Consider the following 22,764-nt stretch of genomic DNA (forward strand, 5'->3'; position numbering starts at 1 on the left):
GGTACTCCTCGGAGAGGTGGATATCGCGCGGCGTCAGATGGCCGTCGAGATGAAGCAAGGTTCTGTAGAGTCGGGGTTCTTGCGCATCGGCATTGATGGAGCCGATGCCGCGTCCGGATCGTCTGTGAGGTCGTCGTGGCTGATTACACGTTGCGTCAGTTGGAGTATTTCGTCGCCGTGGCCGAGGCGGGGAGTATCACCCGCGCGGCGTCTGCCGTGCATCTGTCCCAGTCAGCGATGTCGACTGCGCTGACCGACCTCGAAGGCGCACTGGGCATTCAGCTTCTGGTGCGTCACCACGCCAAGGGCATCACGCTGACTCCCGCGGGTCGACAACTCCTCGTCGCCAGTCGCCAGTTGCTGGCATCGGCGGCCGATCTTCGTTCTGTCGCACACGGATTGGGCGGATCGTTGACCGGAACCCTCACGATCGGTTGCTTCGAGGTCATGGCGCCGTACCTGCTTCCTGAGTTGTTGTCCGTGGCAGCCCAGAAGCTGCCGAATCTGGAGTTGCTGACCACCGAGGTCGATATGGCCGACCTCGCCGAGGGCGTCGCAGACGGAACATTCGAGATGGGTATCGGATACGACCTTGTCGACGACCCGCGACTCAAACGATGGCCACTACGCCGCGTGCCGCCCTACGTGCTGGTCGAGGGCTCGCACCGACTCGCCAAACGGCGGAAGGTCAGGCTCGCCGACCTGGCCGACGAACCCATGGCGTTACTCGACTTGCCGCATAGCCGCGACTATTTTCGGCAGGTATTCGCTGATGCAGGCGTCGAACCCGTTGTGCGCTACCGCTCGACGACCGTCGAGACGTGCCGCGCACTCGTGGGACGCGGGTTGGCGTACACGGTGCTCAACCTGCAGGCCGCCGTACCGATGGCGCTCGACGGACACCAGGTTGCGGCGATACCCATCGCCGACGAGACCCCCGCGCTCACGATGGTCCTGCTCAACGCGATTGCCGCGCGTCCGACCCGGCGCGCCGCGGTCGTCGCTGAACTGTGCCGAGATCTGTTCGGTGACAACACTGTTCATTGAGTTGACGCCTTGCCGCCGACGACCTCGCCGAGTGCGCTACCGCCAACGAGATCGCCACCGACCATCGTCAGTTGTGCTGTGAGGCAACCGATGTCCCGGGCAGTTGAGATGTCACCCGAGAGTGCGACGAGGTCGGCGTCCTTTCCGATCTCGATCGAACCGGCGTGTTGTGAGCAGTGTGCGGCGCGCGCCGCGCCAATGGTGTAGGCGTCGACGGCGGTCCGCAGACTGAGCGCCTCCTCGGCGATGAGGGGCACGGTGCGAGCGTCGGTGCCGATGGCGTGCGGATCCGCATCAGAACCGGTCCGATTCACTGCGGTGTGGATGGCCCACAGCGGATTGGGGTCGGTGACGGGCCAGTCGCTGCCCATCGCCAGCGTCCCACCGGCCGTGCTGATCGAACCGAAGGGGAAGTGCCATCGCTCGCGGTCGGTGCCCAGTAGCGGGAGCTTGCGCTCGACGATCTCGATGTCGCGGCGAGCCCACAGTGCCTGGATGTTCGCCATCACGCCGAGCGCTGCGAACCGTGGAATATCTTGCGGGTCAACCACATCCAGATGTGCGATCTGGTGTGCCGCATCGAACTGCGGATTGGCCGCGCGCGCGGCACCGAGCGCGTCGAGGCATTCGCGGACCGCGCGGTCGCCGACGGCGTGCATGTGAATGTGGAACTCGTCGCGTGCCAGGAGTGCACAGACCTCGTTCAGTTCTGCCGGGTCGATGAAGGACAGTCCGGTGGGATCGGCGCCCGTCGGTAGGTCGGAGTAGGGCGCGAGCATTGCGGCAGTGCAGTTCTCGCAAATCCCGTCCTGCATCACCTTGACGGTGTCGACGTGAAACCGGCGGCCGTGTCGCGCGACCGCCCGGCGTTCGCGGAGTACGTCGATCTGCGAGAGTCCCTGTTCGGCTGCCCACCACAGCGCTCCGCAGACCCGTGCGGTCAGCTCTCCCGCCTCGTCGGCGGCAAGGTACGTCGCGAGTGTGTCGGAGAGTCCGAATGCCGGGATGTCGACGCCCGCGTCCTGCCAGCCGGTGACGCCGACGGAGTGCAGCCGACGCTGAGCCGTCAACAGTGCCTCGCGCAGTACGGCGTCGTCGATCTCGGGTGCGAGCGCCTGCACACTGTCGGCGGCGCGCTCGAAGAGGACGCCGGTGGGTTCGCCTGCGGCGTCACGCTCGATGCGCCCACCCGTCGGATCGGGCGTGTGCCGGTCGATTCCGGCGTTCGCCAGTGCTGCACTGTTGACCCACACGCCGTGTCCGTCGTGGCTGGAGAGCACAGCGGGCCGGTCGGCGACGACCTCGTCGAGGTCGGCACGCGTGGGTAGACCGCCGGGAAACGCATCGCCGTACCAACCACTTCCGGTGATGACCGGAGCGTCGGGGTGTGAATCCACGTACGCCGCGATCGCGTCGAGGTAGCCTCGGCGATCGTGTGCGAGTTCGGACAGATCACAGCGCAGCGCTGCGAGTCCGCCGGCCACCGGATGCACGTGCGCGTCGATGAACCCCGGCAGCAGGCTTGCTCCCGCGAGGTCGTGGATGACGGTCGGCGCCGAGACGAGGTCACGGTCGACGTCCGACCCGATCGCGACGATGGTGCCGTCGGACACGGCGACAGTGGTCGCCGGTGGCATACCGAGTGGTTGCCACACCGCTGCGTTGGTGAAAACGTGATCTGCGTACATCACCACTCCTGTGATCCGTGGGTCCGTCAGGACACCGAGACCGGCGTACTGAACACCGGCTCGATCGACAACTGGGTGACCTCCCGGCGGAACGGCACCGGATCGTCGTTGCGTGGCACGTCGAGTTCCTCGGCGAATCGGTGTCCCGACCAGACTGCTGCGGCGATGGTCGACGGCGCCCAGGCGTCGCCGACACCGGTGACGCTGCGAACTCCGGCCGCGGCCCAGTCGTCGCTGCGCTCGTGCAGTTGTGTGTAGAGCTCGTCGTGGGGGAGGCGCGCGGTCACCATGACGACGGCGTCGGCGTCGAGATGCCCTGTCCGCCCGGTGAATCGGCATGCGGTCTGTACGCCGGTGGCGTCGACGGCGGTCACCGCGGTGTCGGTGCGCACGTCGACGCCAGCCTCCATGATCCGCGCGCGAATGCGGTGAGCCTCCATGGTGTTGGTGGTCCACTGCGACACCTGCGGGACCGGGGTGACCAGCGTGACCGCGAAGCCTTCCTTGGCGAGCATCTCCGCGACGACGGCACCGAGGTAGTAGTGGTCGTCGTCGAACAGCACGACGCGCTTGCCGGCGGGCCGGGCTCCGGCCATGATGTCGTCCGGAGTGAAGACCGCTGTGCTGGAATCGATCTCGATGGGATGTGTGTGCCAGCGACCGACGCCATCGTTACGCCACGACGCACCGGTCGCGATCACGACGTGGTCGAAGCCGAACTCGAGGATGTCGTCGGTGCTCATCGGCGATTCGCGATAGACCTCGACGTTGTCGAGACGGTCGAGTTGCTGCAGCCGATAGTCGATGACGCGAATCCATGCGGACAGCCCGGGAAGCTTCGACTCGCGGGCCACACGGCCACCGAGCACGCGGCTCGCCTCGGTGAGCGTCACGGGATACCCGCGATTACCCAGTGCGCGTGCGGCTTCGAGGCCCGCAGGTCCCGCACCGACGACGAGCACCGAGGAGTCTGAGCCCTTCACCGAGATGCGCTCCGGATGCCAGCCGCGCCGGAATTCCTCGCCCATTGTGGGATTTTGCGTGCACCGGATCGGCGACATGGTGAAATCGCCGGACACGCAGATGTTGCAGCCGATGCATTCGCGGATGTCTGCGAGGTCACCGCGTTCGATCTTGTTGGGCATGAAGGGATCCGCGATAGACGGCCGTGCGGCGCCGATGAGGTCGAGAATGCCTGACTTCACATGCCGGACCATGGTGTCGGGAGAAGTGAAGCGGCCTACGCCGACAACCGGCTTGGTGGTGAGTTGCTTGAGTCCGGTGACGTACGGTTCCTGCTCGGCCTCGGGGCCGAAGCGCGAGGTGACCGAGTCGTCTTCCCAGCTTCCGAGCACGAGGTCCCAGAGGTCGGGGTGCTCGCCGATCAGTCCGAAGACGTCTTCCATCTCGCTGCGGGTGATGCCGTCGTCGCCGAGCAGTTCGTCGACCGAGATCCGGCATGCGACAGCGGCTTTCCCGTCGGCGATCTCCCGGGTGTCCTCGAGGATCTCGCGGATGAGTCGAACGCGGTTCTCGAGGCTGCCGCCGTACTCGTCGGTGCGATTGTTGTACCGGCGCGACAAGAAGTGGTGCAGACCGCCGATTGCGTGTCCCGCGTAGACGTAGACGATGTCGTAGCCGGCTTTCAGTGACCGATGCACCGAATCCGCATGCCATTTCCGCAGATCGACGATGTCGGCCTTTGTCATCGCACGGGCCTGCACCGGATCGAGATTCCACGAGACGACGGGGAGATGCTGTGGTGCCAGCGGAGTTTCGCGGCTGATGAGATTGGGGCTGTTGAGTCCGTTGTGCGCCAGCTCGATTCCCGCGAGCGCTCCGCCCTCGTGGATCTGCTCGGCGATGCGCGCGATCGCGGGCATGTCCTGGTCGTCCCAGAGGCGGAGCTCGATGAACGGTCCGATATCGGACGTCGGATGAATCTCGACCTGCTCGGTGCAGACCACGGCCCACCCGCCCTCGGCCTTCGTCCGCCGCCTCGCCCGACGGATCGCGGTATCCCATGCCGTTGCAGTGCGGCACCTGGAAGAACCGGTTGCGGGCGGTGACCGGTCCGATCCGGACAGGTTCGAAAAGGATGTCGTAGCGATGGTCGCGCATGTGGATCTCCGTCGAGAGGTGCTGCGGCGTGAAAACGCCTGGCGCAGTGAGTCAGTTGTTGGCTGTGGAGTCGGCGTCGGGCAGTGGCGGCGACTCGTGTCATTCTTTGAGGTCAATCGCAAAGAATGAAGTGACGGTATCGCGGTTTGTCCCGTCGGGCAGCCCTGTTGCGGACATCTCACGGTGTGAACTTCCGAATTGGTTCATCGGGAGAACCGATGTAATCAGCGGAGTTGCCCCGACCCGATGCATGGCGGCAGTATCGGGACGTATGGCACGTCCACGCAATCAGCACGCACGTCGCGCCGAGATCGTCGACGCCGCGACGAGTGCGATCGCCGCGCGCGGACTCATGGGATTGCGTATCAAAGACGTCGCCGACGCGGCGGGTCTGTCGCCAGGGTCGATCACCTACTACTTTCCCGGCATCGACGAGTTGTTGCTCGCGGTGCACGAGGCCGCGGTCACGCGGTTCTACGAGGGTCGACGTACCGCCGCCACCGACGTCGACGATCCGGTGACTGCCCTGACAAGGCTCGTCGAACTCGGAATCTGCGACCCCGACGATCCGATGTCACCTGCGCTGTACGAGTTGCATCTCTACAGTGCGCGCTCACCCGCACATGCCGAACTGATGTCGACGCTCTTCGACCTCGAGACCTCGCTGTACCGCGAGGCAATCGACGGTGGCATCGCGGCGGGTGTCTTCGCCGACGTCGACAGCGAACTGGTCGCCAGGGCTGCGGTGGCGCTCGAAGACGGGTGCGGCATCCATCTCGTCGGGCGCACCAGGGCGCTGGATGCCGCGAGTGCCCGCAGCGCCGTTACGCAGTATCTGCAGGCAGCGCTGCGGTGTCCTGATCTCGTCGTCGACGAGCATTCCCGCTGACGTCTCGACGCGCCGAATCGTGTGGCCGGCACAGGTTGTCGGGGTGTAGTGCGGTGTCGAGCGTGGTGTCGTCGAGCAGTGCGGAGCGTCGAACGAGATCGGGAATCGACGCTCCGGTTGCCACCGCCTCCGCGACCAACGCGGTGGTCGCCTCGTAGCCGAGGACCGGATTCAGTGCGGTGGCGATGCTGGCGGAGCCGTAGACCGCTGCGCGCATGCGTTCTTCTCTCGCGGTGATGCCACGGATGCAGCGTTCGCCGAGAACCTGGACCGCGGCGCGCAGATGGGTCAGTGACGACAGGAGCGCCCGCGCGATGGTCGGTTCGAAAGCGTTGAGCTGCAACTGACCTGCCTCGGCGGCGAGGGTCACCGTGAGGTCGTTGCCGATCACCTCGAAGGCCACCTGGTTCACGACCTCGGGGATGACCGGGTTGACCTTGCCCGGCATGATGCTCGATCCGGCCTGAACGGCGGGAAGCACGATCTCGCCGAAGCCCGCGCGAGGACCAGAAGACAACAGGCGCAGATCATTACAGATCTTCGAGAGCTTCACCGCGGCACGTTTGGTGACACCGGAGAGTTGTACAAAGGAGCCGACATCCGACGTCGCCTCGACCAAGTCTCCCGCAGTGGTCAGCGGCAGGCCGGTGAGTTGTCGCAGACGTTCGCATGCCTGCGCGGCGTAGGACGGGTGGGCGTTGAGTCCGGTGCCGATCGCGGTGCCGCCGAGATTGATTTCGGCGATGAGCGAGATCGCCTCGTCCATCCTGTCGGCGTCCTCGCCGATGGTGACCGCGAACGCGCCGAACTCCTGCCCGAGAGTCATCGGTACAGCATCTTGTAGTTGCGTACGTCCGAGTTTGAGCATGTCACCGAACTCCACTGCCTTGTCGGCACATTCGGCCGCCAGTGCGCGCAGGGCATCCGAGAGTCCACGGGCAGCGATTCCCAGCGCCACCTTCACTGCCGTGGGGTAGACGTCGTTGGTGCTCTGTCCGAGGTTGACGTGTTCGAGCGGGTGAAGCACGTGATAGTCGCCGCGTCGGTACCCGAGCAGTTCGAGCGCCCTGTTCGCGATCACCTCGTTGGCGTTCATGTTGGTCGACGTCCCCGCGCCGCCCTGGATCTGATCGACGACGAACTGCTCGTGAAGCGACCCGGAGCGGATTTCGCTGCATGCCGCGATGATCGCGTCGGCGATCGGGGGATCGAGTAGTCCGAGCTCGCGATTGGATTCTGCGGCAGCCTGTTTCACCGCCGCCAGGGCGACGATGAGGTCGGGGTGAGTGGAGATGGGGACGCCGGAGATCGGGAAGTTCTCCATCGCCCGTGCCGTGTGCACCCCGTAGTAGGCGTCGGCGGGGACCGCGTGATCGCCGAGGAGGTCGTGCTCGATGCGAACCGCACCCGCGGCGTCAGTGGTCACCTGTTGCCCCTGTGTGTGTCGAGCGGGTGGCGTTGGCCAGAAGCCTGTCGCGGATCGTATCGAGCGCGGCGGCGTCGACGACGGTTCCCGCCAGCGCGAGCGCGCCCTGAGCGATCGCAGTCTCTGCTGCCGGTGTGAGTGTGGCAGCGGCGAATTCGGGCTGATGGTTGACCGCGGGCAGAGAGTCGATGCCGATGTAGGGGTGAATCGCCGGCAGTACCTGCGAGACGTTGCCCATATCGGTCGACGCACGCGCCATGGTCGCGTCGGGACCGGAGCCGAAACGGCGTCCGGCCGCGAGGGCGCGCTGCTCGTAGCGGCCGAGAAGTTCTTCGTCCGTGCGGAACTCGGCGTACGGCTTCGACTCCGGGGTCACCGTGAGCGTCGCGCCGCTGGCGAGTGCGCCCGCCTCGAAGCATCGCATGACGCGCGGTTCGACTTCGGCGAGTTCGGCGAGCGTTTCGGCGCGGACATACCAGCGTCCCTCGGTGTGCTCGGCGATGGAGTTGGGTGCCTCGCCGCCGCGTGTCATCATGCCGTGTACGCGCACCGACGCGGGAAGCTGTTGGCGCAGAAGGCCGATGGCCACCTGGGCGATGGTGAACGCATCTGCGGCGTTCACGCCACGTTCGGGATAGGCGGCAGCGTGCGCCGACTTGCCGTGGTAGTCGATGTGACTGTGCGACACGGCGAATGGCCGCGCGCGTGCGACATCTGCCGGTCCGGGATGAACCATCGCGGCGGCGTGCTGAGCGTCGAATCCGCCGCGCTCGAGCAGTTCGATCTTGCCGCCGCCGCCTTCTTCCGCGGGGGTACCGATGACCGTCAGTGTCAGACCGAGGTCGTCGACGATCGGTGCCAATGCAAGTGCCGTGCCGACGGTGATCGCCGAGATGAGGTTGTGTCCGCAGGCGTGGCCGAGTCCCGGCAGTGCGTCGTATTCGGCGCAGAGTGCGACGTGGAGGTCACCACTGCCGAGCGTCGCGGTGAATGCGGTCGGGAGGTCGCAGAACTGTTCGACGATTGTGAAGCCGCCGTCGGCGAGTGAGCCGGCCACCCGAGCTGCCGAATAGGTTTCCTCCCAGGCGGTCTCGGGATTGTCGTACAGGTCGTGCGAGAGCGCGATCAGACCCGGGTGCGCCGACGCGATGCGGCTGCCGAGTTCGGCGTCGAATCGATCGGGGGTGGTGTCGATGGTGGTCACAGGTCTCCCGGAACTCCGTAGGAGGGCGCACGCGTCGGGTCGACGCCGCGGACACGGTAGTCGTTCTTCTGTGGCTGCCAGATCTGCCAGAGCGAAGCGAGGTCGTCGAGCGGATCGTCGGCGAAATCCACGCGCAGATCGGTGACGGGCCACGGCACGTCCTCGACGACCAGGAGGCCGGCAGAGTGCACCGGTCCTTCTTCGCCTCCGGCGTCGAGCGCTGCGCGGAGGCCGTCGAGCAGTCGTTGTTCGAATGCGTCGGCGACACTGTCGGCGTAGCCGGTCAGCAGCGACTCGAGCACAGACAGGTCGGCAAGCATATTGCCGGCGGCCACGGACTGGTCGCCCTCGACGCCACCGTAGGTTCCCAAGCTGCGTGCGCCGGAATGCAGCGCGGTGTGCCCGTGCGCGTCGACGACGCTCACCTGGCGGTACTCGGGGTGTTGCTCCGTGGAAAGTGCTGCGGTGAGCGCTTTCTCGGCGTCGAGGCCGTCGGAAAGCCGGTCGAGCACCGCGGGGCCGAGCGCGGGATTGGTGACGTTCTGCGACGCGACCACGCCGACACCTGCCCGCGGGTGGGCGCAGCGCGCTGCCACCGCGGGACTCGACGAACAGACGATGATGCCGAATGCGCCACTCGCGGGGTCGCGCGCGACGAGCGACATCGTCATCGTGCCGCTCCGCTCGGCTCGCTGAGCACTGCGGTCGCGTCGATCTCGACGAGCCATTCCGGCCGCGCGAGTGCGTCGACCACCAGTCCGGTCGACACCGGATACACGCCCTTGAGCCAGCGGCCCATCACCCGATAAACCGTCTCGCGGTAACGGATGTCGGTGAGATACACGGTCACCTTGACGATGTCGCGCAGCGAACTGCCCGCCTCGTCGAGCAGCATCGCGATGTTGCTCATGGCCTTCTCTGCCTGTACCTCGACGTCGCCGATGCCCACCGATTCGCGAGTGTCCAGATCCTGGCCGATCTGCCCGCGCAGATAGACGACGCCGCCTGCGACGACGGCCTGGCACAGGTCGTTGTCGAGGTTCTGCTCCGGGTAGGTCTCGCGGGTGTTGAAGGGACGGATGCGGGTGTGGGTGACGTCAGGGCTGACGGCTGCGCTCATGGGTTGCTCCCGTGCTGAGGTTTTGTGGAGTGGCTGGATTGCGTGTTGGCGGATTACGGGGAGTTCAGGAAACCGCCTGCGCGGCAAGCGCATCGGAGTCCGACGGTGCGGCGGCGTCGACCTGCTCCGGCCGGTAGGCCCGGTAGCCCCGCTGGATGGCGATCTGGTCGGCCAGATACTTCGCGTCGTGCCATACGCCCCAGATGAAACTCGATCCGCGACGTGAGAGCCATGGCAGTCCGAGGAAGTAGATTCCCGGTTCGCCCGATACGCCGCGCTGGTGTGCCGGGCGGCCCTTCTCGTCGAAGGCGTCGACCTTCAGCCAGCCGTAGTCGTAGGCGAAGCCTGTCGCCCACACGATGGACGTGATCCCGGCGGCGGCGAGGTCGAGTTGCGCGATCGGGTCGGTGACGCAGTCGGGGAGTGGTCCCAGGACGTGGGCCTGCGGCTCCGCGGGGAGGTCGAGGCCGTTGCGCTCGATGTAGTCGTCGGCCTCTCGGAGCATCGCGAGGTACGTTGCGTCGCCGTTCGCGATATTGGTACGCAGATCCGCGGCAAACGTCATGGTGCTTGCGTCGAATGCCTGCGCGCGCCCGAGGAGGGTGATTCCGTCGGCGGCGAGCTGCCGGAAGTCGACGGTGTGCCCTCCGCCCGCGCCGCTGACGGCGATGGTCACGTGCTCTGCACCCGCCGGAGGTGCCGCGGCATCCCATTTTCCGAGAACGCCCAGCCACCAACAGAAGTCGCGACCACGGTAACTACGTGGCGGGCGATCATGCGGTCCGACGGCGAGGTACGTCTCGCGGCCTGACGCGCGCAGTTCCGCAGCGATCTGCACGCCCGACGACCCCGCGCCGACGACTAGAACGCCACCCTCGGGGAGCTGCTGCGGGTTGTGATAGTCACTGGAGTGGATCTGATGGAAGGGTGCATCGCGCGGCACGACGGCGGGGATGACCGGGGTCTGGAAAGCGCCGGTCGCGGCGACCACGAAGTCCGCCTCGATCGGCCCGTCCGAGGTCTCTACGCGAAAGCCGTTCTCGCCCTGCTTCTTACGGACCGATGTCACCTCCACGCCGGTGCGGATGGGTGCGTTGATGCGCTGGGCGTAGGAGCCGAGGTAGTCAGCGACCTGATCCTTGGTCGCGAACGCGTCGGCATCGACGTCGAACTCCAGTCCGGGGAAGCGGTCGTGCCACGCGGGACCGTTGGCGACCAACGAATCCCAGCGCCACGTACGCCAGCGTTCGGCGACGCGATCGCGCTCGAGTACGAGGTGGTTAATTCCCTGAGCCGTGAGGTGCTCGCTCATCGCGATACCTGCCTGCCCCGCGCCCACGACGAGCACCTCGACCTGTGTGGCCGCGGTACCCGCGGGTGTCTGGGTCCCCGGCGTAGCCAACTCCACCATCTCGTACCTCCGCTGTTGCATGCGTTGTCGTTGACTCAATGATCATCGGACCACCTGCATCTGTACAGCAGAGATATCCTGGGTATTACATCGGTTCAGTCGATGCAGGGTCGGGCCGCGTTCTCAGCGGTCGCGACCGGGATAGGGCTGGTAGGCCCGGCGGGCCGCGGTGGCCACGACCTCGGTGAGCTGGTCGTCGCTGAGTATCGCGGGCGCCCCGGCGCTGACGGCCTTCAGATACACCTCACTGAGCCATTCGACGACGCCGAGGTGCTCACACGCGGTCTCGATGTTGCCGCCGATCGCGACCGACCCGTGGTTGCGCATCAATGCCGCGGTGCGCTCGAACAATGCAGCCACCACGCCCTCGCTCAGCTCCGGGCTTCCGAAGACCGCGTAGGGAGCAACTCGTACCGAGCCGCCGACCATGGCGGCGTCGTAGTGGATCGGTGGGAGGAGCTCGGTGATCGTCGACACCGCGACCGACGCGATCGGGTGGGCGTGGGCGATCGCCGAGGCGGAGGTCGACCGGTAGAGGTCGAGGTGGAATCCGAGTTCTGCCGTCGGGCGGTAGCGGGTTTCTTCGATCACCGAGCCGTCCATGTTGACGACTACCAGTTGATCCGGTTGGACGGAGCCGAGGCGAGCACCCTGCGGTGTGACGAGCACGCGATCGCCGACGCGGACGGAGAGGTTGCCGCCGGTGCTCAGCGACGTGCCCGCGGCCGCGAGTTGATGCGCAGCGACGCACAGGGGTACGCGCTGATCGACGATGTCCACCTCTTTGACGGTAGTCGGTCGAATGGCTTCGCCGCAGTGAGACGCCTGTGGCTCCTCATCTCGATCTGATTCCGGGGGTCCCCGGATGGTCGCGGTCTGATTCATTGCAGCTCATTGAATGCAACTAATGGTTGCGTGTTGAGTCAAGGAGCCGTAGATTCGTACGCAACCAAAGGTTGCAGGAGGAGCTATGGACAAGCTGACCGACTCAGAGGTGGGGACCCTCGTGCGAGAGCTCTACATCGACGCCGAGCCCGACATCGTGTTCGACGTCGTGAGTTCGCCCGAGCATGTCGCACAGTGGTGGCCCGATGAAGCTCGATACCGACTCGAACCGGGGTCGCCCGGCGAGTTGGTGTTCCGTACCGGCGATGGTGGCGAGATCGTGCAGCAGTTCACCGTCGTCGAGTCGAATCCTCCACGCACGTTCTCGTTCCGGTGGACTCACCAGCCCGGCGACGACCCGGTCGCGGGCAACTCGTTGCTCGTCACCTTCGCCCTCACCGCGTCGGGCAGTGGTACGACGCTGACGATGACCGAGACGGGATTCCGTGAAAGAGGTTGGGAGGAAGCAGAACTCGAACGGCAGTTTCGTGAACACATCGACGGCTGGAGCTTCTTCCTGCCTCGACTGGTGACCTACGTTGCCGGTATGGAAGCAGCGTCGTGACGAGTCGTCGCGGATCAGTAGGCGACGTCGACGACGCACTGTGGTCGGCCATCGGAGATCCGACGCGCCGCCGCATCGTCGACCTTCTTCTCGCTGACGACGGGGGTACGGCGACGTCGTTGAGTGAGCAGCTTCCGGTCAGCCGTCAGGGAGTTGCCAAGCACCTCGGAGTCCTCGACCGAGTCGGGCTCGTGCAAGCGACGTCCACGGGACGTGAGCGACGCTACGACGTCGACAAGGCTCAGCTTGCCAAGGCAGCCGCACAGCTCGAATCCGTCGGGGCCGCGTGGGATGCCCGGCTCCACCGCATCAAGGGCATCGCGGAGGCGCTGCAGCAGGCCCGCAACCAGGGCAAACCAGAACGCCAACCTCCAAAACAGAACCGTCCACAAGAGAACCGTCCAGAACACAACGATCAAGGGGGTAACTGATGAGCAGCATCCTGCACAGAATCGGCGTCGAGGGCGCCACCACCACAGACGTCTACGACGCGTTGACCACCATCGACGGCTTGGCGGGCTGGTGGACAGAAGACGTAAGCGGTGACGGTGCGGCCGGTGGACGTCTCGAATTCCGCTTTCCACCGGTCGGCGGATTCGACATGGAGGTACTCGAAACCGTTCCGGCGGAGTCGGTGCGATGGCGCGTGATCGAAGGCCCCGACGAATGGGTTGGCACGACCATCACGTGGTCGCTTCGCCAGGAGGGCGACTACGCCATCGTGATGTTCAGTCACGACGGCTGGCGCGAGCAGGTGCCGTTCATGAATCACTGCAGCACCAAGTGGGCGGTGTTCCTGATGAGTCTCAAGGCGATGATCGAGTCGGGCAAGGGCACACCCGCACCGCGCGACGTCGCGGTCAGCGACTGGCACTGAGCGCACCGGGGTCAGGTGTTGATCCCGAACTCCCGGATCTTGCGGTAGATGGTCGCCCGCGAGATGCCGAGGGCCGCGGCGGCTGCGGCCTTGCTGTGGTTGTTCTCCTCGAGGCTGCGTACGATCGCGTCGCGTTCGAGCGATTCGATCCTGGTCAGGGTGTGCCTGCTGGTCGAGCGGCAGCGCGGAGGTAGTTGAGCCGCTTCGATGGTGCCGGTGCGCTGATGAGTGACCACCTCGCGCAGGATCTGTCGTAGCTCGGTGACATTCCCGGGCCATGAGTACTTGCTGAGCTGGTTCATCGCGTTCGGCGCGACGGCCAACTCCCGTCCGCGGGTCAGTTGCTTGAGCAGCGTCGGCACCAGATCGTGGAGGTCTTCGATGCGATGCCGCAGCGGAGGGAGTTCGACGGTGTGCCCGAAGAAGGGCAGCAGCACCGACGCCGCGTTCCCGGCGTCTGGCAGCGTCGTCACCGCGAGCCATCCTGCGTGCTCGCGACCCGGAAGCAGATCGGATATCGCGTTCACGGTGTCGTCGTCGAGTTGGTCGAGGCCACGGATGATGACCCCGAAGCCGTCGGTGTCGAGTTCGGCTTCGAGGGCGTCGAACGTCTCCGGCGACTCGAAGTCGTCGGCGTTGAACACTCTCGTCGTGCCGGGCAGGAAACGCTCGGCCGCGGCCCGGAGTACGGCTGTGCGGCCCGAGCCCGATTCCCCCGAGACAGCGATCCAGCGTCCGGCGCGCACGTGCCCGGCAACGTTGTCGCAGCACTGACGCCACGACGAGCTTCGGCCGACGAGGCCGGGAAGGGCGGTGGCGGAGGTTCGAGTGACGCGTGCGTGTCGGGTCGGGCTGCCGTCGACGAGGTGAACTCGGAAGACCGCGATATCGGAGTCGCAGTGCTCGTCGACAGGTGACAGCCGTGCCACCCTCCCGCTGGGCAATGCACTGACCCGCGGGATCGCTGCGTCGAGGGAATGAGCGTCGACGGAATGGTCGACGGCCAACTCGAGGAGAGCGGTTTGGTCGGACGGATTCATGCTGTGGCGCAGCCTGCGATTCATCAACACGACGTCGCCGGACAGCCCGATCACCATCGCCTGCGGAGCCCGCCGACACGTCGCGAGATAGGCATTGAGGAGTCGGGATTCACGCTCACTGGCCTGCGAGACCATGCGCTGCACGATCTGCGACGTCGCCGACTTCGCCAGCGAGAGCAACAGACTCGACGGGTGCTCCTGCTCGGTCAGGCACGTGAGGTCGAGCGCGCCGACGATGGCTCCGGAGATGGGATTGAGGATGGGAACTCCCGCGCAGGAGAGTCGGCCGAGACAGCCCGCGTAGTGTTCCGAGCCGCTCACCAGCGTCGGTTGCCGGGTCTCGAGGGCTGTGCCGATTCCGTTGGTGCCGGCGTGCTCTTCGCTGTAGCTGTATCCGGGAGCGAGACTGACGTCGTCGAGCATCTGCTGCAGGCCCCGATTGGCGGTGGCACGCGAGAGTACGACGCCGTCGGGCGAGGTGAGGATGATGCTGATCGGTTCGGAGACGAGGTCGTTGGCGAGTTGATCGAGAACCGGCCGAGCCGCGGCGATCAGGGGGGTCTCGGGATTGGGTTCACGCACGAAGGGGAGTTCGAGTCGGTCGGCATCGACATTGAGCGCGCGCGAACGTCGCCACGACGTGAAAATCGCGTCGCGGACGTCGACATCGACATCGTCGTCGCTCAGAAATCGCTCGCGGGCGCGGGCGACGTGTCGTGATGTCGGAGCCTGGGCTGGTGGCTGGGATATCACGTGGTAGGTAACCCCTCTGTGATCTATATCTCACTTCCGAGTGTAGCCGACACATGGTCTGACGGACATGTGTTGACGGCCGGTCGTGTGCGCGTGTGTTCGGCGTTGGGAAGGGCCGGCCGCGATCAACGCCGTGAACGGTTAGTTCAGATCGCGGCCGGCCCAGTTCGGGGGACTACCAAGCGATCAGTAGATGTTGGACGGGCGCACCATTCCTTCGGCGAGGTCGCCGAATCCGGGTGCGGGGATCGCGCCCGGATTGCCCATGACCTCCTCGACCACCGCGGTCTCTGTGGTGATCAACAGTGCGGCGATGGAAGCCGCGCTCTCCAGCGCTGCGCGGGTCACCTTGCACGGATCGATGACGCCCTCGTCGAACATGTCCGCGTACTCGCCGGTGAGCGCGTTGAAGCCGTGCCCGAGGGGCAGCCCCGTCACGACCGTCACCACTTCGTCGCCGTCGTAGCCCGCGTTGGTGGCGATCCAGCGCACCGGTTCGGCGAGTGACCGTCGAACGACGTCGATGCCGACGGCGTCGTCGCCGGTCGCCTCGAGCGGTTCGAGCGCGCGATGCGCCTGTGCCAACGCTGTACCCCCGCCGGAGACAATGCCCGCCTCGACCGCCGCGCGTGTCGCCGCCAACGCGTCTTCGACGCGAAGCATGCGTTCCTTGAGTTCGACGCTCGTCACGCCGCCGACCCTGATCACGGCCACGCGTCCGGTCAAACGCGCGATGCGGAGTTCGAGACCGTCGCGATCTGCATCGATTCGAGCTCGCTGCAGTTGCGCTTCCAGATGCGACACGCGAGCGTCGACGGACGCCTGGTCGCCGTGCGCACCGACGATCGTCGTCTCGTTCTCGGTGACCGTCACCCGATCGCAGGTCCCGAGGTGCTCGATCGACACCTCGGACAACTCGATGCCGGTGTCCTTGGCGATGACGTGGCCGCCGAGCGCGACCGCGAGATCTTCGAGTTCGGCGATCCGTCGATGCCCGAAACCGGGGGCGCGCACAACGACCGATTGCATCGTCTTGTGCATGTTGCCACCGACAAGAAGTTGCAACGCCGGGCCGTCGACATCCTCGGCGAGGACGAGCAGCGGCCGATCGGCTCGCTTGGCCACCTCGATCGCGGGCATGATCTCCTGCACCGACGTGATCTTCTTGTTGGTCAACAAGACAACGGGATTGTCGAGGACGGCTTCCATGCGTTCGGGATTGGTGACCATGTAGCCGGAGATGTAGCCGTGGTCGAATTCGATGCCGTCGACGATGTCGACCGCGAGGCCGAGAGTGTCGCTCTCCTCGGTCGTGATCACTCCGGTCTTGCCGACGTGCTCGACAGCAGATGCGATCACGTCGCCGATCACCTCGTCGTCGCTTGCGGCCAGAGATGCGATCCGTTCCAGGTCGCTGCGGCCGCCGATCTGGACGGCCTGGTCGTTCAACGACCCGACGACCGCGGTCACCGCGCGCTCGATACCGCGGCGCACCCGCATCGGATTGGCGCCCTGCTCGACGGCGCGCAGTCCCTCACGAACCATGGCCTGCGCCAGCACGGTGGCCGTCGTGGTGCCATCACCCACGACGCCGTTGGTCTTCATTGCGACTTCCTTGACCAACTGAGCACCCATGTTGGCGAACGGATCTCGCAGCTGGATCTCGCGTGCGATCGTGACTCCGTCATTGGTGATCGTCGGCGGTCCGGTCAGTTTCTCCAGCACCGCATTGCGTCCTTTCGGACCCAATGTCACCTTGACCGCGTCGGCGAGGGCGTTGACGCCCCGCTCCAGCCGCAGTCGCGCTTCGGCGTTGTAGCGCAACTCCTTGGCCATGTTGGCACCTCTTTCGATTGGGTTGTGGGGGTTGGGGTTTTCGGTAGGGCTGTGTGATCTCGACAGGCTCGATCAGCGGTTCCGGGCTCGATCAGCGGTTCCGGGCTCGATCAGCGAGTGGGGCGATCTCGACAAGCTCGATCAGCGGCTCGGATTGTCTCCGCTGGTTGAGCTTGTCGAAACCTCAGGGGACGAGGATCGCGCGGCCGCGCACCCGGCCGGCGTCGAGGTCGTCGAGCGCCTGCTGGTATTCGGTCAGTGGGTAAGTGACGGTGTGTAGCTTCACCTTTCCCGCCGCCGCCAGCGTCATGAGCTCGGTCAGATCGTTGTACGAGCCGACGAGGTTTCCGATGAAGTTGATCTCGGTCGAGATCACGTCGATGGTCGGGATGTTGATGTTCTCCCCGTAGCCGACGACGAAATAGTTGCCCGCCTGGCGCAGCATCGCGATGCCCTCCGACGTCGCTCCGCCCTCACCGACGAAGTCGAGTACGGCTTCGGCGCCCTTGCCGTCGGTCAGTGCGAGCACCTTCTCGACTTGCGTGCCGTCGGCGACGATGCCCTCGTGCGCGCCGACCTCGACGGCCAGCGCCACCGCATCGGGATTGCGGTCGACCACCACGATGCGCACCCCGGAGATCGCGGCAAGAACCTGAATCCCTATGTGCCCCAACCCGCCCGCGCCGATCACGACGCAGGTGTCGCCGGGCCGCGTCATCCGTGCGACCTTGGCGGCAGCGTGATAAGCCGTCAAACCGGCATCCGCGAGAGCCGCGATATCGGCGGGCTCGAGCGAATCGTCGATCTTCACGACGCTGCGCGCAGTTGTCTTCAGGTAGTCGGCGTAACCGCCGTCGGTGTCGATGCCGGGGAATTTGTTGTTCTCGCAGTGCACGTCGTCGCCTGCGCGGCAGGCGCGACACAGGCCGCAGGTGATCAGCGGGTGCAGGATCACCTTGTCGCCCACCGACACATTGGTGACGGCATCGCCGATCGCCTCGACCCATCCGGCGTTCTCGTGCCCGATCGTGTACGGCAGGTCGACGCCGCTCTTCTCGGCCCACTGCCCTTCGAGAATGTGCAGGTCGGTGCGGCACACTCCTGCGCCACCGATCCGGACGATCACGTCGAGTGGACCGGTCACCACTGGATCGGGCACCTCGGTGAGTTGCAGCTTGTCGTGGTAGCCGACGACCTGTACGGCTCTCATGATGACCTCCCGGTGATGGTTGCTGTTCGTGATGCGTCGAACATGTGGTGGCGCAGGTCGGTGATGACCGGCCCGCTGGTTCCGTCGCACTCGTCGTCGTCGGCGTAGCGGGTTGCGAGCAGTCCGCGGCAGAAATGTGCGTTGCCCTCCATGGAGATTCGCACCGACCGTGCGAATCGCATACGCATCGGAACCTCGTCGGCGCTCAGGGTTCGCCCCTCCTCATCGACGACGACCCGACAGTTGGGGCAGACACCGAGTCCGATCTGTACTCGTCTGCGCAACAGTGCGTACTTCTCCGGTCCGTCGGGGATGTCGCGCAGCAGCAGGTGCGTGCAGCCCTCGACGTCGACGACGCCCGATGAGATCAGCGGTGTCACGGCACGTTCCATGGCGGCGGTGTGTGCCTTGCGGAAGAAGGTGAGTCGGAGTTCCTCGAGATCCTGCTCCGCCTCGACACCGAAGGTGCCCTTGTAACCCGCGTGTGCGGCCAGACCCGCGTTGATCTTGTCCGAGTCGTGGTGATCGTCGAGCATCACACGGACCCGGCCGATGTCGTCGATCGCTTCCAGGGCATCGAGTGCGTCAGATGCCATGAGGTAGGCGAAGTTCGGCGAACAGAACGACGTGGGTAGTCGCAGGTGCACGGTGACACCCTCGTCGTCGAGGCTGATCGACCGCACGAACCCCAGTTCGGTGATGGGCAGATCCAACTCGGGATCGGCAACCGTGTCGAGAGCTTCGATGACGATGTCCGACAACGGCATACCCGATGCCTGTGCCTGCCCGCGATGTGCGAGCGCGGTCATGCGGTTACCGCCTCCGCTGCCGGCGTGTCCTGGGCACCAGCGGCGACGTCGACGCCGGGATCGGCTGCATCGGTGGGGATTCGCAGTTCCTCGGGAACCGAGATGTGTGGGTACAGCGCCGCCGCGTTGAGTCCGAGGATCTTCTTCTTCTGCTCGACGGTGATCGGTGCGTACTCCGTCATGTCCTCGGGAATCTGGAAGTCGACGAAGCGCTCGACGAGCCACTGCGGTGTCCAGAGCGCGTAGTCGCTGGAGAACAGGATCTTGTCCTCACCGATCCAGTAGAGGAGTTCGCCGATGATCTGCGCGAAGTACCTCGGCCGCGTGTGGATGAACGGAATGGCAACGGCGAGACCGCCGTACACGTTGGATTCCTGCGTGGCGATCCAGCAGAAGTCCTCGAGGCGAGGAAGACCGACGTGCTCGATGATGAAGTTCAGATCGAGGTAGTCGGTGGCAACCTTGTCGACATCCGCGACGTCGAAGGCGTCTCGGTCGAGCGGGCGGATCGTCGGGCCCTTGTGTACGTGGACGTTCTTGATGCCCAGTTTCAGGCACTCCTCCAGATAGCGCCGCGACCACGGGTCGTCGAGCTTGTATCCGCGTGAATCCCCATGCCACTCAGCGGTATACAGCTTGACGCCCTTGAGGTCCATTGCCTCGGCATCGCGTCGGAGCTGGACCAGACCGTCCTCGCCGTCGCGCGGGTCGTAGGCATGGTTGTAGGTGAGCTTGTCGGGGTTGTCCTGCGCAAGCTTGAGCGAGTCGTCGACCTGGGCAAAGCCGTTGACGTAGAAGTCCTTGAGGATCGTGGCCTGGAAGATGGCGTGATCGGCTGGCCCGTCGACGAAGAGGTCCTGCATCAGGCGGTCGGGGCCGTAGTAGCAGTAGGTGTCGTAGTCCCACACCTGTTCCTCGGGACTCAGGTTGCGGTGATAGTCGTAGAAGCAGTCGATGAACTGTTTGCCGTGAATGTTGCGCTGATTGGATTCGCGGCCGTCCCACAGGTGGACGTGGGCGTCGACGATGAAGTACTTCTCGCCATTCTTCTCGTACATCTTCTCACTCGCTCTCTGAGATCTGGGCTGTCGTGATGATCTGGCTGTCGTAAAGATTGGGGCTGTCAGGTGTAGCGGAAAACTACGGTGCGGCAACGTGAGTCGCCGCTATGGATCCGCCGCAGGCGCCGGATGGACGGGCTCGGCGCCTGCGGCGAAGCGTTACGACGACGCGGTGAGGTCGAATCCGATGAACTCGGCGGCGTCCTCCGGGCTGGCGAACAGGATGGTCTTGTCGTCGAGGTGGACCATCCGTCCGTAGTGCGTGGAGCTGATCTCCTCGAAGATCGACCCGTCGAAGTCCTGGCCGAGCGCATCGGTCAGTTCGTCGTAGTCGAAGATGAGGCGGTTGACGCCGTCGACACGGATCATCGACGGATACTCGGTGAGTTCGACGCCGTCCTTGGCTCCCATGACGTCGGCCACGATGCGACCGATCGGCGTGTTCATGAGCGTGACACCGCACATGTTGGAGAACTCGGTATCGGCTCCGAATTGCATGGTGCTCACTTGTTCAGCTCCTCTGGGATATCGACGTCCATGGCGGTCAGAACGTCGGCGAACTTGGTCTTCGCGTGTTCGAGACTGGATGAGAAGGTGACCGATTTGTCGGCCGGCTGCGACCAGATCGGCTGCAGGGCGCGGGCGGCCTCGAGGCTGCGCGGTACCCATTCGGACATCCACCGCGAGAAGAGCTTTCGATTGTCGATGCCGTACTTCTCGTCGCGCGAGAGCATCTGGAACAGCGCGCGTGAGTAGTTGAGGTCGCGGTCGTAGTCGTACTCTCCGGTGCCGACGATCGTGGGGGTGATGTAGTCGCCGTTGCGGGCGGCAACCTGCATGACGAGCTCCGACCGGAACAGCGAGCCCACCAGTTGCTCGAAGACGATGTTGGAGCAGAACAGCAGCTCGGCCCAATCGCCGATCGCCGTCAGTCGCTCCACCGCTTCGCGAGTGGGCTGCCACTCGGGGGCCGATTGCCAGACCTCCTTATGTGCCGAGCCGTCGAACGCTTCCTCGGCTTCGGAAAGGTCGAGGTTGAACAGGGCAAGGTCCTGCGCGAAGCGCAGCTTGTGCGCGGCGTTGACGCAGACCGCGTTGTTGATCATGTTCGTCGGCGCCGACCGCTGAATCGAGGTGAACACATGCAGACCCATGCCGCTCTCGGCGTGCATCCAGGCGCCGAGGTTGCGCTCGATGAACTTGAGCCACGCCGAATTCCATCCGTCGTATGCCCGTGCCCGTTTGGCGTTCTGCAGGCACAGATCGACCTGGTGGACGACCGCGGAGTTGTTGCGGTAGATCGACTGTTCCCATTCCTCGTTGGGATCGAGGAACTGATGCCAGTTGTCCGATTGCGCGGCGGTCCACTCCTTCGGATACCCGCCCGGGCCGTCGCCGAAGCCGTAGATCCATCCCTGGGTGAGGTGACGCTCGGGGTCGGGCTGGACGTCGACGGTGACGTCCTCATAGATCGTGGCCCGCTTCTTGGAGGGCTGATAGTAGTTGTACTTTCGGCTGCGGCTGCTCGGGAATTCCCTTGCGCCGGCCTCGGCGTCGGTGAATTCGATGGAGGGGAAACTGCGTTCCCTCGGTTGAGCTGGTGCGGACATACCTTTCGTTCCTGTCGTTCAGGCTGATTCGACCGCGATGGTCGTGATCAGGAGTCGAATGCCGGGCTGGTGAACTTGTCGTAGAAGATCTGGTCGCGCGGAACCGAATGCTGCTCGGCCAGCGCGAGAGCTGCATCGACCATGGGTGGGGGACCGCAGAAATACACCTCCGTTCGTGCGAGGTCCGCTTCGTTGTCGTTGACGATGTCGGTGACGTTCCCGCCGATGACGGTGACGCCGTCAGGAGCGTCGTCGGTGCTCTCCGACAGGCACGCGGTGAACGAGAAATCTTCGATTTTCTCACCGAGAGTGGCGATTTCGTCGAGAAGGAAGAGATCCGACGCGGTGCGTGCGCCGTAGTAGAACCGGACCGGCCGGTGCAGCCCTGTCTCACTGATGTGTCGCAGCAGTGAGAGCAGCGGCGCCATCCCCGCGCCCCCGCCGATCGCGACGATCGGTAGGACGTGCCCGTTGCGCAGAGTGCACGACCCGTACGGGCCGTTCACCTTGATCTCTTGCCCCTCCGACAGGCCATCGGTGAGCATGCCGGCGAACAGACCACCGGGATACTTCTTGATCAAGAACTCGAGCCGATCCGGAGTCGCCGGGGTGGTGGCGATGGAGAACGACCGCTTCTCATCGGTGCCCGGGATGAACAGGTCGAAATACTGACCCGACTTGAATTCGACGGTCTCCGGCTCGACGACGTCGAGTTTCAGAGACACGATGTCGCGGGTCATCGGCTCGATGGCGGCGACCTTGGTGGTGACGTCCTGGATGGGCGCACCGCCGAGGAGTTCGTCCTCGTCGAAGTTGAGGAGCTCGATCTCGCAGTCGCTGTATGCATATGTGCGACAGAGAAGTACGTACCCTTCGGCTTCTTCCGCGTCGTTGCAGGCGAATGTGGAGTAGTCGTCCATCTGGACGTCGCCGTCGAGCATGTACGACTTGCAGGCCGAACAACGGCCTTCTCGGCAGCCGTGCATGAGGTGGATTCCCTGCCGGAATGCGGCGTCGAGGATGGTCTCGTCCTCGGCGACCTCCATCTCGATATCGACGGGTTCGAAGCTGATGTGATGCGTGTCGGCCATGAAGTCTCCTGGGCTTTATGGGGATGTCCGCGCTGGTCGGGGCCGCGAGCGAAGCCGGGGGGCGTATCGAGACCACGCTTGCGGAGGTGGTCTCGATACGCCCTTACCCCGGGGCTCGGGG

At 65.0% G+C, this 22,764-nt stretch carries 20 protein-coding genes and 1 pseudogene; 5 read left to right on the forward strand and 16 right to left on the reverse strand.

From position 1 onward, the window contains the following. Nucleotides 1-135: 135 nt before the first annotated feature. Nucleotides 136-1,047 carry a LysR family transcriptional regulator gene (locus tag ACRVY7_RS14755; RefSeq protein WP_049698920.1) on the forward strand — a complete coding sequence of 304 codons (912 nt, stop codon included), beginning with the start codon at nucleotides 136-138 and terminating at the stop codon, nucleotides 1,045-1,047. Here ACRVY7_RS14755 and ACRVY7_RS14760 read toward each other — a convergent pair. Together ACRVY7_RS14760 and ACRVY7_RS14765 are read right to left on the reverse strand one after the other, a co-directional pair. Continuing rightward, nucleotides 1,041-2,735, reverse strand: a complete 1,695-nt coding sequence (locus tag ACRVY7_RS14760) for an amidohydrolase (protein WP_431817607.1) — start codon at nucleotides 2,733-2,735, stop codon at nucleotides 1,041-1,043. The two genes, ACRVY7_RS14755 and ACRVY7_RS14760, sit on opposite strands and share 7 nt — an antisense overlap. A 26-nt stretch (nucleotides 2,736-2,761) precedes the next feature. After that, nucleotides 2,762-4,856, reverse strand: a pseudogene (locus ACRVY7_RS14765) (oxidoreductase). Nucleotides 4,857-5,127: 271 nt separating this feature from the next. Here ACRVY7_RS14765 and ACRVY7_RS14770 point away from each other — a divergent pair. Next, a complete protein-coding gene (locus ACRVY7_RS14770) occupies nucleotides 5,128-5,745 on the forward strand; it encodes a TetR/AcrR family transcriptional regulator (protein ID WP_049698923.1) in 618 nt (205 codons plus the stop codon). Here ACRVY7_RS14770 and ACRVY7_RS14775 read toward each other — a convergent pair. From ACRVY7_RS14775 to ACRVY7_RS14800, 6 genes are all read right to left on the reverse strand, one after another. Further along, nucleotides 5,681-7,171 (reverse strand): aspartate ammonia-lyase, encoded by a 1,491-nt coding sequence (locus ACRVY7_RS14775; RefSeq protein WP_431817608.1) that lies wholly within the window; start codon nucleotides 7,169-7,171, stop codon nucleotides 5,681-5,683. The two genes, ACRVY7_RS14770 and ACRVY7_RS14775, sit on opposite strands and share 65 nt — an antisense overlap. After that, the gene (locus ACRVY7_RS14780) at nucleotides 7,161-8,321 is read right to left on the reverse strand and encodes a M20 family metallopeptidase (protein WP_431817869.1); all 1,161 of its coding nucleotides are present in this window, start codon (nucleotides 8,319-8,321) and stop codon (nucleotides 7,161-7,163) included. Before ACRVY7_RS14780 ends, ACRVY7_RS14775 begins: the two co-directional genes overlap by 11 nt. A 50-nt stretch (nucleotides 8,322-8,371) precedes the next feature. Then, nucleotides 8,372-9,046 (reverse strand): DUF1028 domain-containing protein, encoded by a 675-nt coding sequence (locus tag ACRVY7_RS14785; RefSeq protein WP_431817609.1) that lies wholly within the window; start codon nucleotides 9,044-9,046, stop codon nucleotides 8,372-8,374. Then, nucleotides 9,043-9,495 carry a RidA family protein gene (locus ACRVY7_RS14790; RefSeq protein WP_064870697.1) on the reverse strand — a complete coding sequence of 151 codons (453 nt, stop codon included), beginning with the start codon at nucleotides 9,493-9,495 and terminating at the stop codon, nucleotides 9,043-9,045. The genes ACRVY7_RS14785 and ACRVY7_RS14790 overlap by 4 nt, the downstream gene beginning before the upstream one ends. Nucleotides 9,496-9,559: 64 nt before the next feature. After that, the gene (locus ACRVY7_RS14795; protein WP_431817870.1) at nucleotides 9,560-10,906 is read right to left on the reverse strand and encodes a flavin-containing monooxygenase; all 1,347 of its coding nucleotides are present in this window, start codon (nucleotides 10,904-10,906) and stop codon (nucleotides 9,560-9,562) included. Between the two features lie 123 nt (nucleotides 10,907-11,029). After that, complete coding sequence (locus tag ACRVY7_RS14800; protein WP_064870695.1) at nucleotides 11,030-11,686, reverse strand: class II aldolase/adducin family protein; 657 nt, start codon at nucleotides 11,684-11,686, stop codon at nucleotides 11,030-11,032. Between the two features lie 190 nt (nucleotides 11,687-11,876). Between ACRVY7_RS14800 and ACRVY7_RS14805 the strand changes: the two genes are divergently transcribed. The 3 genes from ACRVY7_RS14805 to ACRVY7_RS14815 are packed head-to-tail and all read left to right on the forward strand — an operon-like array spanning nucleotide 11,877 to nucleotide 13,233. Beyond that, nucleotides 11,877-12,356, forward strand: coding sequence for an SRPBCC domain-containing protein (locus ACRVY7_RS14805; RefSeq protein ID WP_431817610.1), 480 nt, complete (start codon nucleotides 11,877-11,879; stop codon nucleotides 12,354-12,356). Continuing rightward, nucleotides 12,353-12,787, forward strand: a complete 435-nt coding sequence (locus ACRVY7_RS14810; protein WP_431817611.1) for an ArsR/SmtB family transcription factor — start codon at nucleotides 12,353-12,355, stop codon at nucleotides 12,785-12,787. Before ACRVY7_RS14805 ends, ACRVY7_RS14810 begins: the two co-directional genes overlap by 4 nt. Next, nucleotides 12,787-13,233 carry an SRPBCC family protein gene (locus tag ACRVY7_RS14815; RefSeq protein WP_431817612.1) on the forward strand — a complete coding sequence of 149 codons (447 nt, stop codon included), beginning with the start codon at nucleotides 12,787-12,789 and terminating at the stop codon, nucleotides 13,231-13,233. The genes ACRVY7_RS14810 and ACRVY7_RS14815 overlap by 1 nt, the downstream gene beginning before the upstream one ends. An 11-nt stretch (nucleotides 13,234-13,244) precedes the next feature. Here ACRVY7_RS14815 and ACRVY7_RS14820 read toward each other — a convergent pair whose 3' ends face one another. The 8 genes from ACRVY7_RS14820 to ACRVY7_RS14855 all read right to left on the reverse strand — a co-directional run bounded on the left by ACRVY7_RS14820 (nucleotide 13,245) and on the right by ACRVY7_RS14855 (nucleotide 22,643). Continuing rightward, nucleotides 13,245-15,026: a sigma-54-dependent Fis family transcriptional regulator gene (locus tag ACRVY7_RS14820; protein WP_064870691.1), complete on the reverse strand. Its 1,782-nt coding sequence runs from the start codon at nucleotides 15,024-15,026 to the stop codon at nucleotides 13,245-13,247. A gap of 186 nt (nucleotides 15,027-15,212) precedes the next feature. Further along, nucleotides 15,213-16,862 (reverse strand): chaperonin GroEL, encoded by a 1,650-nt coding sequence (groL, locus tag ACRVY7_RS14825; protein ID WP_049698933.1) that lies wholly within the window; start codon nucleotides 16,860-16,862, stop codon nucleotides 15,213-15,215. A gap of 184 nt (nucleotides 16,863-17,046) precedes the next feature. After that, the gene (locus tag ACRVY7_RS14830) at nucleotides 17,047-18,072 is read right to left on the reverse strand and encodes an NAD(P)-dependent alcohol dehydrogenase (protein WP_049698934.1); all 1,026 of its coding nucleotides are present in this window, start codon (nucleotides 18,070-18,072) and stop codon (nucleotides 17,047-17,049) included. Next, nucleotides 18,069-18,881 (reverse strand): metal-sulfur cluster assembly factor, encoded by an 813-nt coding sequence (locus tag ACRVY7_RS14835; RefSeq protein WP_431817613.1) that lies wholly within the window; start codon nucleotides 18,879-18,881, stop codon nucleotides 18,069-18,071. Before ACRVY7_RS14835 ends, ACRVY7_RS14830 begins: the two co-directional genes overlap by 4 nt. Continuing rightward, the gene (locus tag ACRVY7_RS14840) at nucleotides 18,878-19,939 is read right to left on the reverse strand and encodes an amidohydrolase family protein (RefSeq protein ID WP_049698936.1); all 1,062 of its coding nucleotides are present in this window, start codon (nucleotides 19,937-19,939) and stop codon (nucleotides 18,878-18,880) included. Before ACRVY7_RS14840 ends, ACRVY7_RS14835 begins: the two co-directional genes overlap by 4 nt. A 162-nt stretch (nucleotides 19,940-20,101) precedes the next feature. Next, the gene (gene mimD / locus ACRVY7_RS14845; RefSeq protein WP_174273062.1) at nucleotides 20,102-20,440 is read right to left on the reverse strand and encodes a propane 2-monooxygenase effector subunit MimD; all 339 of its coding nucleotides are present in this window, start codon (nucleotides 20,438-20,440) and stop codon (nucleotides 20,102-20,104) included. A gap of 5 nt (nucleotides 20,441-20,445) precedes the next feature. Further along, entirely contained in the window at nucleotides 20,446-21,552 is a 1,107-nt protein-coding gene (locus ACRVY7_RS14850) for an aromatic/alkene monooxygenase hydroxylase subunit beta (protein WP_431817614.1), read from the reverse strand. Between the two features lie 47 nt (nucleotides 21,553-21,599). Continuing rightward, nucleotides 21,600-22,643: a 2Fe-2S iron-sulfur cluster-binding protein gene (locus ACRVY7_RS14855; protein WP_049698939.1), complete on the reverse strand. Its 1,044-nt coding sequence runs from the start codon at nucleotides 22,641-22,643 to the stop codon at nucleotides 21,600-21,602. Between the last annotated feature and the right edge of the window lie 121 nt (nucleotides 22,644-22,764).

It is taken from the genome of Gordonia jacobaea (genome assembly GCF_965344965.1).
In the GTDB taxonomy this organism is placed as follows: domain Bacteria; phylum Actinomycetota; class Actinomycetes; order Mycobacteriales; family Mycobacteriaceae; genus Gordonia; species Gordonia jacobaea.

Excerpts from the sequence above, each read along its gene's own strand:
- ACRVY7_RS14760 (WP_431817607.1), bottom strand. The coding sequence starts at position 2,735 with ATGTACGCAGATCACGTTTTCACCAACGCAGCGGTGTGGCAACCACTC.
- ACRVY7_RS14770 (WP_049698923.1), top strand. The coding sequence starts at position 5,128 with ATGGCACGTCCACGCAATCAGCACGCACGTCGCGCCGAGATCGTCGAC.
- ACRVY7_RS14785 (WP_431817609.1), bottom strand. The coding sequence starts at position 9,046 with ATGACGATGTCGCTCGTCGCGCGCGACCCCGCGAGTGGCGCATTCGGC.
- ACRVY7_RS14790 (WP_064870697.1), bottom strand. The coding sequence starts at position 9,495 with ATGAGCGCAGCCGTCAGCCCTGACGTCACCCACACCCGCATCCGTCCC.
- ACRVY7_RS14795 (WP_431817870.1), bottom strand. The coding sequence starts at position 10,906 with ATGGTGGAGTTGGCTACGCCGGGGACCCAGACACCCGCGGGTACCGCG.
- ACRVY7_RS14805 (WP_431817610.1), top strand. The coding sequence starts at position 11,877 with ATGGACAAGCTGACCGACTCAGAGGTGGGGACCCTCGTGCGAGAGCTC.
- ACRVY7_RS14815 (WP_431817612.1), top strand. The coding sequence starts at position 12,787 with ATGAGCAGCATCCTGCACAGAATCGGCGTCGAGGGCGCCACCACCACA.
- groL (WP_049698933.1), bottom strand. The coding sequence starts at position 16,862 with ATGGCCAAGGAGTTGCGCTACAACGCCGAAGCGCGACTGCGGCTGGAG.
- ACRVY7_RS14830 (WP_049698934.1), bottom strand. The coding sequence starts at position 18,072 with ATGAGAGCCGTACAGGTCGTCGGCTACCACGACAAGCTGCAACTCACC.
- ACRVY7_RS14835 (WP_431817613.1), bottom strand. The coding sequence starts at position 18,881 with ATGACCGCGCTCGCACATCGCGGGCAGGCACAGGCATCGGGTATGCCG.
- ACRVY7_RS14840 (WP_049698936.1), bottom strand. The coding sequence starts at position 19,939 with ATGTACGAGAAGAATGGCGAGAAGTACTTCATCGTCGACGCCCACGTC.
- mimD (WP_174273062.1), bottom strand. The coding sequence starts at position 20,440 with ATGCAATTCGGAGCCGATACCGAGTTCTCCAACATGTGCGGTGTCACG.
- ACRVY7_RS14850 (WP_431817614.1), bottom strand. The coding sequence starts at position 21,552 with ATGTCCGCACCAGCTCAACCGAGGGAACGCAGTTTCCCCTCCATCGAA.
- ACRVY7_RS14855 (WP_049698939.1), bottom strand. The coding sequence starts at position 22,643 with ATGGCCGACACGCATCACATCAGCTTCGAACCCGTCGATATCGAGATG.